Source organism: Brevibacterium sp. UCMA 11754 (assembly GCF_021532275.1).
In the GTDB taxonomy this organism is placed as follows: Bacteria; Actinomycetota; Actinomycetes; order Actinomycetales; family Brevibacteriaceae; genus Brevibacterium.
In genome coordinates this window covers 1-17,367 of record NZ_JACBOT010000026.1, presented here as the reverse complement: position 1 = coordinate 17,367, position 17,367 = coordinate 1, and the positions used below count along the sequence as shown (strand labels likewise).

Genomic DNA, 17,367 nt, shown 5'->3' with positions numbered 1-17,367 from the left:
GGGGAGCTCAGCCCCCAGCGCAGCCTCGGGAACTCGCGCCATGCGCCGCAGCAGGGCGTTCGGGGCCTACGTGTGCCTCAGATGAGGTCGAGGATCGCCGTGGCTGCGGCGTTGGAGTCGTTCAGTGTTGCTGCGTTCGTATGAGGATTCGCGGCGATCGCCAGACCCCACTGGACGGAGGAGAGCTGAATGGACAGTGCGAAACGGCGGGGGTGCACGGTGCCGTCGACATCGATCGTGCGGTAGGGCCGCGGCGTGAGCGCCAGTCCATTGAGGAACTTCTCACGACCGTCGTCCAAGGTCAGACGGGCGGGCGTGAGTTGGCCGCGTTCGACCATCCCGTGCACCAGCACATCGGCGGCCCGGGACACCGCGTTCGTCGGTGAAGCAGCATCGATGACGACGCTGCCCGTGATGCCGCCCGCGACCTGCGCCGAGGTGACCGTGAAGATCTGCGGCAACGGATCCCCGACTGCATACGAGGAGCTCCCGTCTGCAACCGCGGGCCTCCCGTCGGCAGGTGCTGAGACATCGGGATTCGCCTCGATGCGCATGTCCGGGCCGATGAACTCGACGAGGCCGGCTTCGGCCAGGGCGAGAAGCTCAGCGATGCGCTGCGGGGGAGGACCGTCGCAGATGCCGGAGACGAAGCTTTCGAACCAACCGCAGATCTCCATGTCGATGCTGACCCGGTCGATATGGCCTGCCACGATGAGCTCTTTGAGCAGCAGCCGAGACTGCCAGAGCACGGTGAAAAGCGACTTTTCGGCGCTGCCCTCGGGGCCGGCCAGCGAATCGTGGAGGTCGGCGCGGAGGAAGTCGAGCATCCACTCGTGCAGGGAGTTCTCCTCCCTGGGGCCTCGGCTATCGAACTCTCGTCCCTCGAGCGGGTTGAGCAGCTCGTGCAGTGACATGCGGTGAGCGGGGTCGGGGACGAGGCTCACCTCGATCTCCGACCAGGCGAAGGCCTCGCGGGTGACACGGCCCTGGCGCGCAGCCTCGGCGGCTTCGTGCTGGCGCGACTCGGCAGCGGCGTCAGCGTTCCCAGCATGTAAGTCGGCGGATTCGTGTGCGTCCGGGTGGGTCTCCTGCCAGGTGCGCCTGGTCAGGTGTCGGGACACCGCCTCGGCGATGGCCTCACGCAGCTGTCCAGGGTCACCGGCGAACGCATCGGGACGGATCCGGGACAGGGTGCTGTAGTAGGCGAGACGAAGGTCGGCGAGGATGAGCGGCCACAGCTGGTCGTTGAAACGTGCTCCCGCTTTGCGGTCACCGTCGAGGTCGTCGAGGCCTGCCAGCAGGGCGATGTTCTCCCGCGTGAAGTAGCGCAGAGGCCACGGTGAGCGAGGGTGGGCCTGGCAGATGGGCTTGCTGCGGTAGGGGACGCCCCGGCGTGAGCCGAGCAGCAGGCGAGGCTCCTCACCGCTGCGCACATAGCGCAGCTCGCCCGCGATGTCGGGATCCGGGTCGAAGCGGCCTCCACGTTCATGCGTGAACAGTGTCTGCAGGTCGAAGTAGTTCAGACCCATGCCACGGATGATGACACGGTTGCCGGGTGCCACCTCGGCGATGGGAGCTTCCGCCGGCAGACCCTGTGGGATGTAGAGTCCGCCGGTGCGCTGTGCGAAGGCCGCGAGCCGGGCACGTTCCTCGGTCTGCGCGCTGGGGATGTGGCCGACGGCGAGGACGACGGCCGAGGCGATGATGGCGGTTCCGTCCTCGCAGCGGACCAGCTGCGGCGGCACGGTTTCAGCGTCCGTGGACGTGTGGCCCAAAGGCTCGACGGGCGGGAGATCGATGACCGATTCGACCTTGGTCGGATGTTCGACGATCGTGATGAAGTCAGGTGCCGTGTCGCGGATGTGAGCGTAGGCGTCGCGCAGATAGCGGCCGTAGAGAGTCCGGCTGGGGAACGTGGCATCGACGGGGTCTGTTCCGCCCTCATCTCGGTACCACTGCGCCATGTTCGGGCCGTACCGATCGGACGCGCCATCGGGGGAGACGAACGAACAGCTGGAGTCGGGGAAGATCGTCTGCTCGGCGATCGTCGTGTTCATCAGCAGGGTCGCGGGCTGATCCGTGCGCCAGACGATTCCCGCGCCCGGAGGATAGGGATCGATGAGGTCGATGACGATCGTGGGCGGGGTACCTGCGCCCGAGAACCGTTCGGCGGCGAGGGCGACGAGTCTCTCGAGGACCGAAATCCCGCGAGGTCCGGCTCCGATGATCGACACCGAATGGACCTGCGCGTATGGAGTGTCTGCAGCAGGTGAGTGCGCCTCAGATGAGCTTCCGGCTCCCGACTGTGGCGAGGAAGTCGTCACCCTTCATCTCCGGCTCCCGGGCCTGGGTAGCCGGGGAAGTCGTCGCCGGGCTTGAAACCCTTCGGGTAGCACTTGCCTTCGGCGTTGGGCTCGCCGGGCTTCGTGGTCTCGGTGGGCTCACCGCCCTCTTCTCCGGCGGGTGCCTCCTCGGACGCTGCCTCCTCGTCGGGGGCCCCTTCCGTGGGCTCCTCCTCTGCGGTGTCCTTCTTCTCGTCCGGGGCTGCAGTATTGGTCGGCTTGGGCGACTCCTCACCCTTGGACGCGCCCTTGACCTCGCCGAGGATCCACTTGTGGAGGACGTCGAAGTCGGGGTCGTACGTGGGGGTGACGTCGTTGTTGATCTGCACCGTCGTGACGTCGCCCTTCTGCATCGAGACCGCAAGTTCGATGAAGGCCGGGACCTCGTTCTGCGGAATCGAGGTGGCGATGTTCTTGGTCGCCGAGTTCGCGAGCTTGGGGTACGCCGTAGCGAGTTCGCGGGGGTCGACCTGATCGAGGGTCGTCTTGATCATGCGCTGCTGACGGCACATGCGGTCGTAGTTGTCACTGCCTTCACGTGAGCGCACGTACCAAAGTGCGTCCTTGCCCTTGAGCGTCTGCGGACCTGGATCGACCCAGCCGTAGACCTCGTTCGCGGCTCCGGACATGGACTTGCCGCCGCCCATCGGGATGGGGCGTTCGACGTCGATCTTCACGCCGCCGATGGCATCGACGACGTCCTCGAAACCGCCCATGTCCACCGAAGCCCAGTAGTCGAGGTTGAGGCCCAGTGAGCCCTCCACTGCCTGCATCGTGGTGAACATGCCCGGTTCCAGGCCATGGGTGTTGCCGATGTCATCCTTGTTCTGTTCGCCCCACTGCCAGACTGAGTTGATGAGGTCGACAGACGATTGACCCGTGGGCCGGAATCCGTCGGGCCAGGCCTTGTCCAATTCGCTGCCTTCGGGGAAGATCGGGAACGCGAGGTTACGAGGCACAGAGATCAGTGCGGTATTGCCGGTCTTCGTGTCGATCGAGGCGACGAGCATGGTGTCAGGGCGCGTGCCCTCACGGTCATCGCCGTTGTCGCGGCCCATGAGGAAGACGTTGATATAGGGCTTATCGGCCCAGAGGTCTTCGGCGCTCTTGGAATCTCCTGTGCTGTCGCCGAACAGGCTGGAGACCGTATCGCCCTGGACTCGAGCGTAGACCGAACCGACGCCGAGGGGGATGCCGACGATGAGCGCGAGCGAGACGACGAGCACGCCGGCCATCTTGTTCTGCCACGGGGCATAGCGGTGCCCCTTGCGCAGCCCGAAGTGGGAGATCACGATCGCGAGGACCCAGATCACGCCGATGATGGCGAGGATGATCGCGAGGAAGGTCAGCATCGTCGGACTTGAGACGACGGTGCCGAACGCGCGGATCGGTCCTTTGACGAGGACATAGACGAGTGCGATGAGGAAGGTGAGGACGAATCCGCCGAGCAGGATGAGGCCCAGTGGTCGGAATCGTGTGCGCAGCAGACCGATGCCTGGGAGCAGGGTACTCAGTGAGGTCCAGCCGACGAGGCTGGGGAAGGCTTCTCCGACCCGCGAGGAATGGCGCCGTGCGCGCGAGGTCTCGGCGTCGTTTGCCGCTTCGTCCCTTCGGCGGTCTCTGCGCCGCGGTGCTGCGCTTGCATCGTCAGCGACTCTGTCTGCTGATGCCCTCGCCGAGGCGGGGCCGCGGTTGCGTGCATCGGCGGGCCGGGCGGCGTTGTCGGGTCTTGGTTCTGGTGCGGAGGCGGTCTGCTCCGGTGTGCTGGCACTGCGTTCCTGGGCCTCGGCGGCAGATGCCACTCCTGCGGCGGAGGCACCGCTGGCGCCCGCGGCACGAAGCATCCGTGCTTCGCGGCGAGTGCGTGGAGCTACTGGACGAGGCGTCGGTGCCTTCGACTGATTGGGTGCCTTCGACTGATTGTTCGAGGAGCTCGGCTGCTGTGAGGCGGAGGACGGACGGTGTGCATCGGCCGAATTCTGTGACCTGGCTGAGTTCTGAGACTGACTGGTTGAGTTCTGCGACTGAGGGGAGGCCCGCTGCGGCCTCGACTGCGAATTCGATGACGGACGAAGTGAGCTCGATTCATCCTCACTGGCTGTTGCATCACCGCGGAATCGAGGACGAGAAGAAGCGCGGAGACGGTGACCAGCGGGGCGAGAATTGGGGTCGTTCCCATTCGGCCCTTGCTTGTCAGGGGGAATCTCTGGCAAGTTCTTAACTCCTCGTAGGTTTACATCTCGTGCTGTGTGCGTTGCTCACGATGCTGGCCATCGGCGCGCATCATGATCGATGCCAGCGCAGGGCGCACCTCCGTAGCATCGTTCCCAAACCCGTCAGAGAGCAAACCGCTGAGCACTTCAGGTCGATTTTACGCCCGTAGATTGATGAATGCTGGAATTCGCGTGTATGCGAGCAGGGGAACCTGGTCGCCATCCCCGTTTTTCCGGTGGTCCGACTATAGCCGGATTATGATCAAGGCCACTCTTTGTCTGTACGCTTTGCTCTTCGCCGCTGGTTTCGCATAGGCTGTTCCCCGTAGTGCAAACTGCAGGTTCGGCACTCTCTCCGAGGGGAGGTGTCGAATCAGTATTTGGAGTCGTGGCTGAGCGGCCGAAAGCGTCACCCTGCTAAGGTGAAGTCCCTTGAACTGGGGACCGAGGGTTCAAATCCCTCCGACTCCGCGTTGTGAATTGCCCCCGTCTGACCAGTGAGACACCGGTCAGACGGGGGTTTTTCGTCTGCTCGCACCTCAGGGCTAGGGGTGAGCGGCACCCCATCCCTGGTGCGATTGCTCGTCATCCCCTAGGCTCAGGATTGTCAGTCAATCTTGAGTGGTATTTCAAAGCAACTACGAGGAGTCGGTGTCATGAAGATCTTGCTGGTTGGAGCCGCGGGGCACGTCGGAGGGGTTGCTCGAGCCGAGTTGGAGGCGCGAGGGCACAGCGTCGTTTCGGCGTCCCGATCCACTCAGCCTGGAGCCGACACCTCGGATCCTGAATCGATTGCCGGGCTGCTCGAGGCGGTGGGACGAATCGATGCCATCGTCGTGGCGGTGGGCTCTGCGGCATTCAAGCCGGTCACAGAGCTCACGCGTGATGACTACATGAGCGCCTTTGTGTCGAAAGCTCTGGGCCAGGTTGAATTCGTCACACAGGGCCTCGACTATCTCAACGACGGCGGATCGATCACGGTTACCACCGGTGTGCTCAGCCGGGAGCCTGTGCCGACAGCAGCTGCGGCCGCATTGGTCAACGGCGCCGTCGAATCATTCGTCATCTCCGCTGCCCCAGAACTTCCGCGCGGCATCCGTATCAATGCAGTCAGCCCAAATGTGCTGGCGAACTCTCCTCACTTCCACGACGCATTCGCGGGGATGGTTCCGGTGACCGACGAACAGGTCGCTGCGGCGTTCGTGCGCTCCGTCGAAGGAAACGTCACCGGCAGGGTCATCTCTGTCTGACCTAGTCCGGCAGTTTGAACTGACTCGGCAATCGATATCGATCAGGAGGTGTCGGAGTGGACTCATCGGAATCAGCGAAAAACGATATCGAGCACGCAACGGCAGGCGCTCCCAGGTCGGGCGCCCCGCAGAAATCCTCCGGCGGCACGGCGCAGGCTCCTGCTTCCAATACGGAGCGCCGGCAGCGCGTCGTTGATGAGATCAAGCGACGAATCGTGGTCGGCGAGATCCGACCGGGGCAGCGCATCATCGAAGCCGAGCTCACGTCTTCTCTCGACGTCAGCCGTCCGACCGCTCGCGAGGCACTTAATCAGATGGCGAGGGACGGCTTTCTGATCCAGGAGGCCTACCGTGGCCTTCGGGTAGCCGATATTCAGTCCGATTCTCTGCTCGACATCGCTCGAATCCGGGTCGCCCTCGACACCGAGGCGATCAGCGAGATCCTTGCCGACAAGACCGGCCGGAGGATGAAGGCGCTGGAAGACGCATGGCGGACGTTCGAGAAGGCCACCGCAGAATCGGACCCTCTGGCCCTGCATGAGGCGCACGTGCGATTCCACCGCGGAATCTGGGAAGCGGCGAACAACTACCTGCTCATGCGTATCTGGCCGGTGATGGAAGCGCAGATGACGATCGTTTTGGCCTATGACCAATTCACCCGAACGAATCCTGCGCGGGCTCATGCCATCCATGCGGCGCTGATGCGCGCGATCCGCACGGGTGATTCTGCGCAGATTCGCACAGCCCTGGACGTTCACACCATGGGCAGCGCCCAGGAGCTCGCATTGCTGACTCCTGAATCGAGCGACTGACTCGCGGACTTGCCGACCGACCGACAGACCGACTTGCCGACCGGCCGGCCAACCAGCGAACCGACCGGCCGACTGACCAACCGACCGGCCGACTGACCAACCGTCCGGCCGGCTTGCCAACCGGCCGGCTGTTCCCAGAGTTCAGTGGGGCATCAGCCGGTCCGACGCGCAGGCACTTGGGAAACTCTGTGCGGAAGAGCATTGACGCGATCACCACGAATGCGTAGCGTGATCCCCAAGGGATTGTCATACAATCCTGAAGCCGCGACTAATGTCGGTCGCGGTCGGCACTGAGGGAGACCTGTATGAAAGCAGTCGTTGTCGGCGGTGGAGTGGTGGGCCTGGCCAGCGCCTATGAATTGGCGTCTGCCGGCTGCGAGGTCACGCTTCTCGAAGCAGGAAAGTGCGGCGCCGGCGCATCCCATGGCAATGCGGCGAAAGTGGCACTGGCTGAGAGCACTCCGGTTCCCGGGCCGGGTGTCCTGCTGCAGGGCATCAGATGGATGCTCAGGCCCGACAGCCCACTGTCGATCAAACCGTCTTTGGCACCCGGATACCTGAGGTTTCTGCTCCGGATGGCCCAACACTGCAACGCCAAGGACTTCGACGCAGGTCTCGACGTGCACCTGCGCATGGGTGAAGACGCGAATGCGCTCTTCGATGACTATCAGCGCCAGGGCATCGATTTCGAGATGCATGCTCGGGGAGTGCTCCTGGCATTTGAGACCACCGCTCGATTCGAAGAACACGCTCAGACTCTGAGGGCGTTCGCAACGGCTGGTCACGTCGCCGAAGAACTCCACGGCGATGACCTGCTGGAGGCGGAGCCGGCACTGAGCGACCGAATTCGCCACGGGATGTTCTTTCCCGCCGATCGACAGATCGAACCCAACTCGCTGACCCGTGGACTGCTGAAGAAGTTGGGCGACATCGGTGTGAAAGTGCGCGAGGGCGCGACCGTGCGCAGCTTCGTGCGCAGCGGTGACAATGTCACTGCGATCGTCACCACCGACGCAGAGGTCATCGCTGCCGATGCCGTCGTCGTCGCCGCAGGCGTGCCGACCGGTGCACTTCTGGGCGAGCTCGGACGCAGACTGCCCATCTATTCGGGCAAAGGGTACAGCATCGACTACGCCCCGGCGCCGATAAGACTGAGAACCTCACTGACTCTCGAAGACACAAGGGTCGCAGTCACCCCACTCAACGGCATGCTTCGGCTGGCGGGGACGATGGAATTCGGCAGCCGAGATGACGAAGTCAATGATGTCCGCGTCGAAGCCATTCGCAGTGCGGCCAGGCAATCCTTCCGTGACTGGGGTGATGCACAGTCCGGTGAGCAGGCTCCGTGGGCGGGCTCGCGGCCGATGACACCGGATGGGCTTCCCGTGATTGGCAACCTGGGTACGGCGAGGAACGTCTTTGTGAATTCCGGCCATTCGATGTTGGGGCTGACCCTGGCACCCGCCTCGGCGAAGGTGCTCACCGACATCATGCTCGACCGAAGATCCAACCTCAGTCCCGATCTCCTCGCGCGGATATCACCACAGCGATTCTGATCGATTCCCGCTCCTCGTCCAATGTCGAACGACAGCCACCAGTTGAAAGGCCAAACTCATGTCACTCACCTTCACCGGCATCTATGCCGCATGCATTACCCCGTTCAGCCGTGACGGCGGCGAGATCGATATCGCCGGTATCGGGGCTCAGGTCGAGCATATGATCTCGAACGGCGTCCACGGATTGGTGCCGGGCGGCTCGACCGGAGAATTCACCGCACTCACTGTCGCGGAGCGCAAGGCCTGCAACCGGGCCTACCTTCGTGCGGCGGGTGGGCGTGTGCCCGTGGTCGCGGGAACTGGGGCACTCTCAACGGCAGAGACCATCGAACTCAGCCGCGACGCCGAAGAAGCAGGTGCCGATGCTCTGATGATCGTTCCTCCCTTCTACGACACTCCGTCCATCGAAGAGACCATCGCCCACTACCGGGCAGTCTCGAGCGTCGTCGACATCCCGATCATGTTCTACAACATTCCGGATGCCACCGGGCTTGACGTCAGTGCTGAAGAGTTCGGTCGACTTGGTCGGGAAGGAGGAGTCGCGTGCTACAAGGACACCAGCGGTGACTTCTCGAAGTTCACCTCCGTCTATCTCGACCAGTCCGACGACATCCAAGCTATCAACGGCTGTGACACCTTGACCTTCGCAGCGCTCGCACTCGGAACCAATGCAGGTGTGTGGGGAGCAGCCAGCTTCATTCCCCGACTGTGTGTCGATCTGTACAACGCGTTGGCCATCGACACTGACATGCCGCGAGCGCGGGATCTGTGGGAGAAGATTCACCCCATATGTGTCTTCCTCGAATCACACAGCTATGCCTGCGGAGTGAAGACCGGGGTCGAACTCGTCGGGATGCCAGCAGGACCGACGCGCGCGCCGATTCTGCCGCTGGCGACGGAATATCGCGAGGAACTTCGAGGCCTCCTCAGCGCCGCAGGCCTCGAGACCGTCGCCTGAGCGTCAACCGTTTTCGAACGAGGTACCGACACGATGGCCAACAGGCAGCTCATTCAGACGGTCGACGTTCACGCGGCTGGTGAACCGGGCCGAGTCCTCATGGACTCCGGTCTGCGAGTCAAGGGTGCGACCATGGTCGAGCGTCTTCGCTACTGTCGTGACCATCTCGATGACCTGCGCACCCTGGTCCTGCAGGAACCTCGCGGATATCCCGGGCTCTGCTCGCCTCTGATCGTCCCTCCGGCAGATCCCAGTTGCGACTTCGGCATGATCGTCATGGAACAGGGCGGATTCCGACCCATGTCGGGATCGAATCTCATCTGTGCGGTGACCGCACTCATCGAGACCGGGGCGATCGATGTCCTCGAACCCATCACCACTCTGCGCGTGGACACCGCGGTCGGGATCGTCACGGTGCGCGCAAGAGTGGAAGAGGGCCGGGCCACACTGGTCACCTTCGACAATGTGCCCGCATTCGTCCATGGTCTTGATCTGCCGCTGGAGGTTCCCGGCTACGGAACGATTCCCGTCGATATCGTCTTCGGGGGACAGTTCTACGTTCAAGCCAAGGCAGAGCACCTCGGCATCGACCTCGAGCCGGGCAATGCGAAGGAGATCATCCGGGCCGCCTCGGTGATGAGGAAAGCCGCCGACGATGCGTTCGGCGTCGTCCACCCGCTCATCCCCGAGATCGACTCGATCGCTCTGCCGATGATCCACGGACCGGCACGAACCGAGGGCACGCACGGCCGAAATGCCGTGGTCCTGCCCAACGGGGAGGTCGACCTTGATGATCCGAGCACCTGGTCAGGCACCTTCGATCGGTCGCCGTGCGGAACCGGAACCAGCGCTCGTGTGGCAGCGATGTTTGCCAGGGGAGAGATGGCCGTCGGGGAGAAGTTCGTTCACGAATCGATGATGGGCACGACCTTCACCGCCGAGGTGAAGGAGACGGCATCCGTGGGCGGTCTTCCGGGGATCGTGCCGACGATCAGCGGTCGCGGGTGGATCACAGGGTTCCACCAGCTCGTCGTAGAATCCGACGATCCGTTCCCCGTCGGCTATACCGTCGGCGACATCTGGGGACGGGGGATGGGCCGAATGACGGCCGGGGAGTGAACTCGATGTCAGTTCTCCCGACTGCGAATGGACAGTGCGTGGCGAAGGGGCAGCTTATGGAACTCGAAGGTCGGTGAATGTCTTACAATGCTCGGGAGGTGAATCCATCGCGTGCAGTTCACCTCACCGGTTTGTGCGCAGCCACAGAATGGCGACGTGGAGTGCGGTGCGTGATTCCGCATCTTCCAGCGAGACCCCGAGCTTGGCCTGAAGTCTGTCCAGGCGTGCGTACAGTGCCGGACGAGACAGGAAGCCGCTGCGGGCAAGCGCTGACTTATTGCCGCTGTGAGAGAGAAACTGTTCGAGGAGGGTGAGCATCTCCTCGCCACCGCCACCGCCACCGCCACCGCTTCCACCTTCAGCCTCGAGCAGAGGAGCCAGCTCCGCCTCGGCGAAGGCCCGAACGCTCGGGTCATGGCGCAGGGATGAGAGCAGTCCGCGCAGTCTGACGTCGGAGAATCGGTAGTACTGCCGTTGTCGCAACTCGAGTGTCGACGCGATCTCGGCCACCTGGTTGGCGGATTCGAGCTGGCTGGCAGCGTCGACGATCGACTTGCTCGTCCGCCCGACTCCGACTGTGGCGTCGTGGGTGGGAAGTTCACCGATGAGCCCCGCGAGGACCGCATCACCATCGGTGCCTGGGGGGAGCGCCACCACGGTGCCGAATGAACCCGATTGCAGTCCGGCGGACAGTGTGGAGCAGTGGTGAGCGGTTGCTGCAGTGACGAAAGCACGGTGCAACGACCGTTCCCGCAGCTGGAGTGATGTCGGGTCGGTATTCGGACCGCGATCAACTCGGACGACCACGGGAATCATGCGCCCTCGTGGTGCGAACCCCAGGTCCGCCGCCCGAACTCGGACCTGCTTCTCGTCGACGTCTGCCGATTCGATGATTTCGCGGACCAGTCCGCCCTGAGCCTGGATGAGAAGGTCTTGTTCGTCGCGTTCGGCCATCCGTGCCAAGGTCAGAGTCTGCGCGGCGCGCTCTATGACCTGTGCTGCCTCCTCGTCGGATTCCAGACGGCCCGGCGCGAGCAGCCGGCCCCACCGCCGATCTCGCAGTCCCACCGGAGTCTGCAGCCACCGTTGCCCGTGCCCGTGCCCGTGCCCATGTTCATGTTCCTGGACCTCGCCGAGGTGGTCCGAGCCATTGCTTTCACGCCGAGCAGTGCGCGACGAGGGAATATCGCCGGCGTGGGCGAGAAGGCGATGTCCGACATCTTCGAGCATGACGGGTGAGCCCAGCAGCTCCGATGTGCGGTCGACGATGTCCTGGGCTCCAGCACTCTCCAGGCTCAACTGGGTGAAGACCTCGTGGACCGTGCGGGCGCGCTCTACGCGGGCAAGCTGCCGACCGAGCAGTTCCTGGTGAGCGAGCTCCGTGACGCGGACGAACTTGATCCGGCGACGCAGAATCACGATCGGGATCTCGCGTCCGCGGGCGGCAGCACGCACGTTCTCGATGGCTTCGTCATCAGCTCGGCCATCGTCATGGATGAGTTCGATGACAGCACCGGCGGCAGAGACGGATTCGAGCTGATCGAGGAAATTTGCCGTCGACTCCTGTGACGACCGGTAGGACAAGCCTGTGCTGAGCACGAGTTCGCCGCCCTCGAGGAACTGCGCGACATTCTCCGAATCGGCGATGTGGACCCATCTCACTGCACGCCCCACCTGGTCGCCACCTGTCACGACTTCGGGATCACCGTGGCGGATCTCGTCGACGTCGAGCAGGTTCGCGATCGTCAGATCCGGTTCTCGCTGCGACCAAGCTTCCAATGTTCGCTTCCCTTCGCCCTCTCCAGTCCACGTTGTTTACACAGTGTAAGTCTGCATGGACATATGTTGACAGGTCGTCCATGGCGATTCTTGTACGGCTGGCTCACCATTGAAAGGTCAGGGTCACCTCGGCGGTCTGACCCACCTCGGCGATATGGAATGAACTGCGAAAGGACGGCGCATCATGACTGTGATCAATGCGAACGAAGAGCTCGACCGTGAGGTCAACGACTCCAGGACTGAAGGCTCGGAGAGCAACGCGGATCGTGGCCACTGCGAGCGGGCGTTCACTGCCGAACAGCTGCAAGCAGGCCAACGTGCCTACGAGCTCGACCGTGCGCACGTCTTCCACTCCTGGCAGGCACAGGGGCCGTTCGAGCCGATGACGATAGTCGACGCGGCTGGACCCTATGTCTGGGACGGCGAGGGGCGGAAGCTGCTCGATATGTCCTCACAGCTGGTGAACACGAACATCGGGCACCAGCACCCGAAGGTCGTGTCGGCGATTCAGGACCAGGCGGCGAAGCTCTGCACGATTGCTCCCCAGCACGTCAACGATGCCCGCTCGGAGGCTGCCAGGCTCATCACCGATCGGACTCCAGGCGATCTCGACCACGTGTTCTTCACCAACGGTGGTGCCGACGCGAACGAGCACGCGATCCGCATGGCACGGCTGCACACCGGCAGGACCAAGGTGCTCTCCGCTTATCGCAGCTACCACGGCGGCACCCAGCTGGCCGTCAACGTCACGGGTGACCCGCGCCGTTTCGCCAATGACTACTCGGCCGAGGGCATCGTCCACTTCATGCCTGCCTACCAGTACCGTTCCTACTTCGGCTCCACCACCGAGGCGGAAGAGACGCAGCGAGCGCTGCAGCACCTTGAGGACATGATCACGCTCGAGGGCCCGAACAACATCGCTGCACTCATCCTCGAGACCGTGCCGGGCACTGCCGGGATCTACGGGCCTCCGGCCGGGTACCTCGAGGGTGTGCGAGAGCTGACGGCTCGCTACGGCATCGTCTACATCGCCGACGAGGTGATGGCCGGCTTCGGTCGGACCGGTCGCTGGTTCGCCGTCGACCACTGGGACGTCACCCCGGACCTCATCACTTTCGCCAAGGGCGTGAACTCGGGCTATGTGCCACTCGGCGGAGTCGCGATCTCCGACGCGATCTTCGAGACCTTCCGCGACCGTGTCTATCCCGGCGGTCTGACCTATTCGGGTCATCCGCTGGCATGTGCGGCAGCGGTCGCCACGATGAATGCGATGGACGAGGAGGGAATGATCGAGAATGCCGACCGCCTCGGCCGGGACATCATCGGTCCGGCTCTGCGCGAGATGGCGCAGCGGCATCCCTCGATCGGCGAAGTCCGCGGCATGGGCTGCTTATGGGCCGTTGAGCTTGTCAAGGATCGGACGACGAGGGAGCCGTTGGCCGCGTACGGCGGCAGCTCGCCGGAGATGAACCAAGTCATCGGTGCGATGAAGGCTGGGGGAGTGCTTCCCTTCGCCAACTTCAACCGAATCCATGTCGTCCCGCCGCTGAACACGCCGGACGAGGACGTGCGCTTCGGTCTCGAGGTCCTTGACGAAGCGCTGACCATTGCCGACGGCTTCGTCGGCTGACCATTGCGCCTACTCACCAGGTCGATTGTGAACGTCGATACATTCCGGGCCTGGTGGGGAGGTGTTCTGCCAGCTCAGGGATGAACGCAGAGTGTCACGAGTGGAGTTGCACCGAACAGTGGGTGAAGATTCGGCGGAATAGGCGGTAGACTTTTTTCGATTGAGGACGCTGCCCGCCAGCTAAATCATCCACGGTCCGAATTGTGTCTACGTTCAAGGTCGCTTAGTGGAAATCATCTTCGTCGTTGTGTTGGTCATCGTGCTAGCACTGTTCTTCGACTTCACCAATGGCTTTCACGACACGGCCAATGCCATGGCGACTCCGATCGCCACAGGAGCGATCAAGCCGAAGACGGCCGTCACCCTGGCAGCATTGCTCAACCTTGTCGGTGCCTTTCTGTCCACCGAGGTGGCGAAGACCATCTCCGGGGGCATCATCAAAGAAGGCGGTGGGGGAGTCCAGATCACTCCGGACTTCATCCTTGCCGGCCTCATCGGTGCGATCATCTGGAATATGGCGACGTGGCGCTTCGGCCTGCCGTCGTCGTCGTCACACGCGCTGTTCGGCGGACTGATCGGTGCCGCGATCATCGGTGCCGGACTCAACTCCGTCGACTTCGGCGTTTTCGTGTCCAAGGTGGTCCTGCCCGCCGTCGCCGCTCCGATCATCGCCGGCGTGGGTGCCTATCTGTGCACGCGCCTGGCCTATGCCATCACGCGACGCAACGGCGAAGGGAAGACCGCTCACCGGGCTCCGTTCAAATACGGGCAGATCTTCAGCTCCTCCCTCGTGGCTTTGGCACACGGCACCAACGATGCGCAGAAGACCATGGGTGTCATCACCCTCGTGCTCGTGTCCGCGAACCTCCAGGATCACGGAACCGGTCCTCACATCTGGGTGATCACCGCCTGCGCGCTGGCGATCGCCTTGGGAACGTATGTCGGCGGATGGCGAATCATCGACACCCTCGGCACGAAGCTCACCACCGTCAAGCCCGCTCAGGGACTGGCCGCCGAGACCTCGACTGCCGCTGCAATTCTCGCCTCGTCCCACCTGGGCTTTGCTCTGTCGACGACGCAGGTGGCGTCCGGTTCGGTAGTCGGCTCCGGTCTGGGCCGTAAGGGCGCGGACGTGAAGTGGTCGACTGCCGGCCGGATCGCATCGGGTTGGCTGCTGACCATCCCAGCGGCCGGAATCGTCGGCGGCATCGCTGCAGGCATCGCGCATCTGGGCACCATCGGCGTCATCATCGACACGGTCATTGCAGTCCTTGCCGTCCTCTGGATCTTCCTGAGCTCGCTCAAAGCCAAGCAGACTGACCTCTCGAACTTCGACACCGTCGGCGAGGCTGTCGGCATCCGCGGCCGCAAGCGCAAGATTCGCAAGGACCGCAACCGCAAACGCGCAGCAATGAAGCGTGCCGCTCGCGCCGAAGCCCGAGACCAGCGGCTTTCTGACAAAGCGGATGCGAAGTCCGGTGTCGGTCCAGCTGCCGAAACAGGCTCTGAGGCGAGCATCGGCGCCGCTGCCGATGCAGACTCCAACGCGGGCGCTGGCCCCGACGCGGGCCCCAGCTCCGGAATCGGTTCCGACACCGGCGTAGATGCCGGCTTCGACCCCAGCGCCGTGCACACCTCAGCGGCGGAGACAGATGCTGATCAGACACGAGCCGATGAGACACGCGCAGACAGGGGAGATTCGAAATGATCGACTGGAGCTCATTCCTCATCGTTGCGGTCGCGACCTGGGTGTCAGCGATCGTCGTCATCACACTCTTCTCCACCGCTGTGCGGATGCGGGCAGTGCACGTCGACTTGGCTGCCGAAGGCCAGAGCAAGCCCCTGCTCAGGGTCGGCTACTGGGCAGTGTTCGGTGTCTGCAGCATCGTTGTGCTCGTCGGCGTCTACCTGATCGTCCCTGCGCTCCACGGCGCCTGAGCGCGTCTCTGACCGCAACTGCCGCACCGCCTGCGGCACCGCCTGCGGTAGCGCCACCCACCATCGGTAGTCGCATTCACTGCAGTCCGTTATATTCACTACCGTTGGCATCGCACATCCTCCCCGGAGCATCTCGTCCTACAGTTCCCGCAGTGTGAATTGGTGCTCCCGGCACGTGATGCGATTCGGCAGCTGACTCGGACCCCCGCTGGCGCCACCGAAGCCACCCTCGCAGCACTGAACGCGCCGAATACCGCAGGCTCCGAACACGCGCAGGTTCCGAGGGCCTCAGGCTCCGAACACCGCGGGCACTGCGTCCCTGCATACGAGAATCCCCCAACCACCTCGACGGTGGTTGGGGGATTCTCTGTCGTTCAGCAGAGGCTCAATGACTCAGGGTCTCAGAGACTCAATGACAGAGTCTCACTGTCTCAGGCGAGACCCAGACGGTCACGCAGATTGTCGACCTCGGCGCGGAGTTCGGCTGGAACCGAATCGCCGAGCTGCTCGTACCATTCTTCGATGAGTCCGAGCTCGGTTTCCCATTCCTCGGGCTTGATCGCGAGAGCCTTACGCAGCTGCTCGTCGGTGAAGTCGAGACCCTCGGTGTCCAGACCGCCCTCAACGGGGGTCAGGCCCAGTGGGGATTCGGCCGCGTCGGCGGTTCCGGTGACGCGTTCGAAGACCCACTTGAGAACACGTGAGTTCTCGGAGAAGCCTGGCCACAGGAACGAGTTGTCGTCATCGCGGCGGAACCAGTTGACGTAGAAGATCTTCGGCAGCTGGGCACCCTCGGTCTTGCCGATGTCGAGCCAGTGCTGCAGGTAGTCACCGACGTTGTAGCCGATGAAGGGACGCATGGCCATGGGGTCGCGGCGAACGACGCCGACGGCGCCGGTGGCTGCTGCGGTGGTCTCCGAGGAGAGCACCGATCCCATGAACACTCCGTGGTTCCAGCTCTTGGTCTCGGTCACCAGCGGCATCGTGGTCTTGCGGCGACCGCCGAAGAGGATGGCCGAGATCGGCACGCCGTTCGGGTTCGTCCACTCGGGAGCCAGGGTCGGGACGTTGGCGATCGGGGTGCAGAAACGCGAGTTCGGGTGAGCGGCTGGAGTCTCCGAGTCCGGGGTCCAGTCGTTGCCGCGCCAGTCGGTGAGGTGCGCTGGCTTCTCATCGGTCTTGCCTTCCCACCATACGTCGCCGTCGTCGGTCAGTGCGACGTTGGTGAAGATGTTGCCGCCTGCTTCGATGGCGCGCATCGCGGTCGGGTTGGTGGTGTAACCGGTGCCCGGTGCGACGCCGAAGAGGCCGAACTCGGGGTTGACGGCGTAGAGCTGACCGTCGTCGCCGAAGCGCATCCAGGCGATGTCGTCGCCCAGAGTCTCAGCCTTCCAGCCGGCAATGGTGGGCTCGATCATGGCGAGGTTGGTCTTGCCGCAAGCAGAGGGGAACGCGGCGGCGATGTACTTGACCTCGCCCTCCGGGCTCGTCAGCTTGAGGATGAGCATGTGCTCGGCCAGCCAGCCTTCGTCGCGGGCGATCGACGAGGCGATGCGCAGCGCGTAACACTTCTTGCCGAGCAGTGCGTTGCCGCCGTAGCCGAGCGAAGGACCAGATGGAGCGTTTCTTCGGGGAAGTGGGGTGATGTACTTGGTGGGGTTGCAGGGCCAGGCGACATCTTCCTGCCCGGCTTCGAGCGGAGCGCCGACCGAGTGCACGCACTCGACGAAGGTGCCGCCGTTGGCCACGATCGCGTCGAGAGCACTCTTG

The 17,367-nt window shown here is 63.5% G+C and carries 12 protein-coding genes and 1 tRNA gene; 9 read left to right on the top strand and 4 right to left on the bottom strand.

Translation table 11 applies throughout. The features are described 5' to 3' along the window. Window positions 1-77: 77 nt before the first annotated feature. Window positions 78-2,324: an FAD/NAD(P)-binding protein gene (locus HX613_RS14820; RefSeq protein WP_235346025.1), complete on the bottom strand. Its 2,247-nt coding sequence runs from the start codon at window positions 2,322-2,324 to the stop codon at window positions 78-80. Then, entirely contained in the window at window positions 2,321-4,186 is a 1,866-nt protein-coding gene (locus HX613_RS14815; protein ID WP_235346024.1) for an LCP family protein, read from the bottom strand. Before HX613_RS14815 ends, HX613_RS14820 begins: the two co-directional genes overlap by 4 nt. 751 nt (window positions 4,187-4,937) lie before the next feature. Here HX613_RS14815 and HX613_RS14810 point away from each other — a divergent pair. The 6 genes from HX613_RS14810 to HX613_RS14785 all read left to right on the top strand — a co-directional run bounded on the left by HX613_RS14810 (window position 4,938) and on the right by HX613_RS14785 (window position 10,250). Further along, window positions 4,938-5,026: transfer RNA gene (locus HX613_RS14810), tRNA-Ser, on the top strand. 185 nt (window positions 5,027-5,211) lie between these two features. Then, window positions 5,212-5,805 (top strand): short chain dehydrogenase, encoded by a 594-nt coding sequence (locus HX613_RS14805; RefSeq protein ID WP_235346023.1) that lies wholly within the window; start codon window positions 5,212-5,214, stop codon window positions 5,803-5,805. Window positions 5,806-5,861: 56 nt separating this feature from the next. Beyond that, the gene (locus tag HX613_RS22730; RefSeq protein WP_235346022.1) at window positions 5,862-6,617 is read left to right on the top strand and encodes a GntR family transcriptional regulator; all 756 of its coding nucleotides are present in this window, start codon (window positions 5,862-5,864) and stop codon (window positions 6,615-6,617) included. A 305-nt stretch (window positions 6,618-6,922) separates the two neighbouring features. Further along, entirely contained in the window at window positions 6,923-8,173 is a 1,251-nt protein-coding gene (locus HX613_RS14795) for an FAD-dependent oxidoreductase (protein WP_235346021.1), read from the top strand. Between the two features lie 58 nt (window positions 8,174-8,231). Next, window positions 8,232-9,131, top strand: coding sequence for a dihydrodipicolinate synthase family protein (locus HX613_RS14790; protein WP_235346020.1), 900 nt, complete (start codon window positions 8,232-8,234; stop codon window positions 9,129-9,131). A gap of 33 nt (window positions 9,132-9,164) precedes the next feature. Next, window positions 9,165-10,250 carry a proline racemase family protein gene (locus HX613_RS14785; protein ID WP_235346019.1) on the top strand — a complete coding sequence of 362 codons (1,086 nt, stop codon included), beginning with the start codon at window positions 9,165-9,167 and terminating at the stop codon, window positions 10,248-10,250. 123 nt (window positions 10,251-10,373) lie between these two features. Here HX613_RS14785 and HX613_RS14780 read toward each other — a convergent pair whose 3' ends face one another. Further along, window positions 10,374-12,029, bottom strand: a complete 1,656-nt coding sequence (locus tag HX613_RS14780) for a PucR family transcriptional regulator ligand-binding domain-containing protein (protein WP_235346018.1) — start codon at window positions 12,027-12,029, stop codon at window positions 10,374-10,376. A gap of 184 nt (window positions 12,030-12,213) precedes the next feature. On the opposite strand from HX613_RS14780, the gene HX613_RS14775 reads away from it, so the two are divergent. The 3 genes from HX613_RS14775 to HX613_RS14765 all read left to right on the top strand — a co-directional run bounded on the left by HX613_RS14775 (window position 12,214) and on the right by HX613_RS14765 (window position 15,597). Further along, window positions 12,214-13,659, top strand: coding sequence for an aspartate aminotransferase family protein (locus HX613_RS14775; protein WP_235346017.1), 1,446 nt, complete (start codon window positions 12,214-12,216; stop codon window positions 13,657-13,659). Window positions 13,660-13,885: 226 nt separating this feature from the next. Beyond that, window positions 13,886-15,367 carry an inorganic phosphate transporter gene (locus HX613_RS14770; RefSeq protein WP_235346016.1) on the top strand — a complete coding sequence of 494 codons (1,482 nt, stop codon included), beginning with the start codon at window positions 13,886-13,888 and terminating at the stop codon, window positions 15,365-15,367. Beyond that, a complete protein-coding gene (locus tag HX613_RS14765) occupies window positions 15,364-15,597 on the top strand; it encodes a hypothetical protein (RefSeq protein WP_235346015.1) in 234 nt (77 codons plus the stop codon). The genes HX613_RS14770 and HX613_RS14765 overlap by 4 nt, the downstream gene beginning before the upstream one ends. Before the next feature lie 431 nt (window positions 15,598-16,028). Here the strand turns inward: HX613_RS14765 and HX613_RS14760 are convergent. After that, window positions 16,029-17,367: phosphoenolpyruvate carboxykinase (GTP) (locus tag HX613_RS14760; RefSeq protein ID WP_235346014.1), on the bottom strand; the 1,339-nt coding region annotated here is incomplete at its 5' end.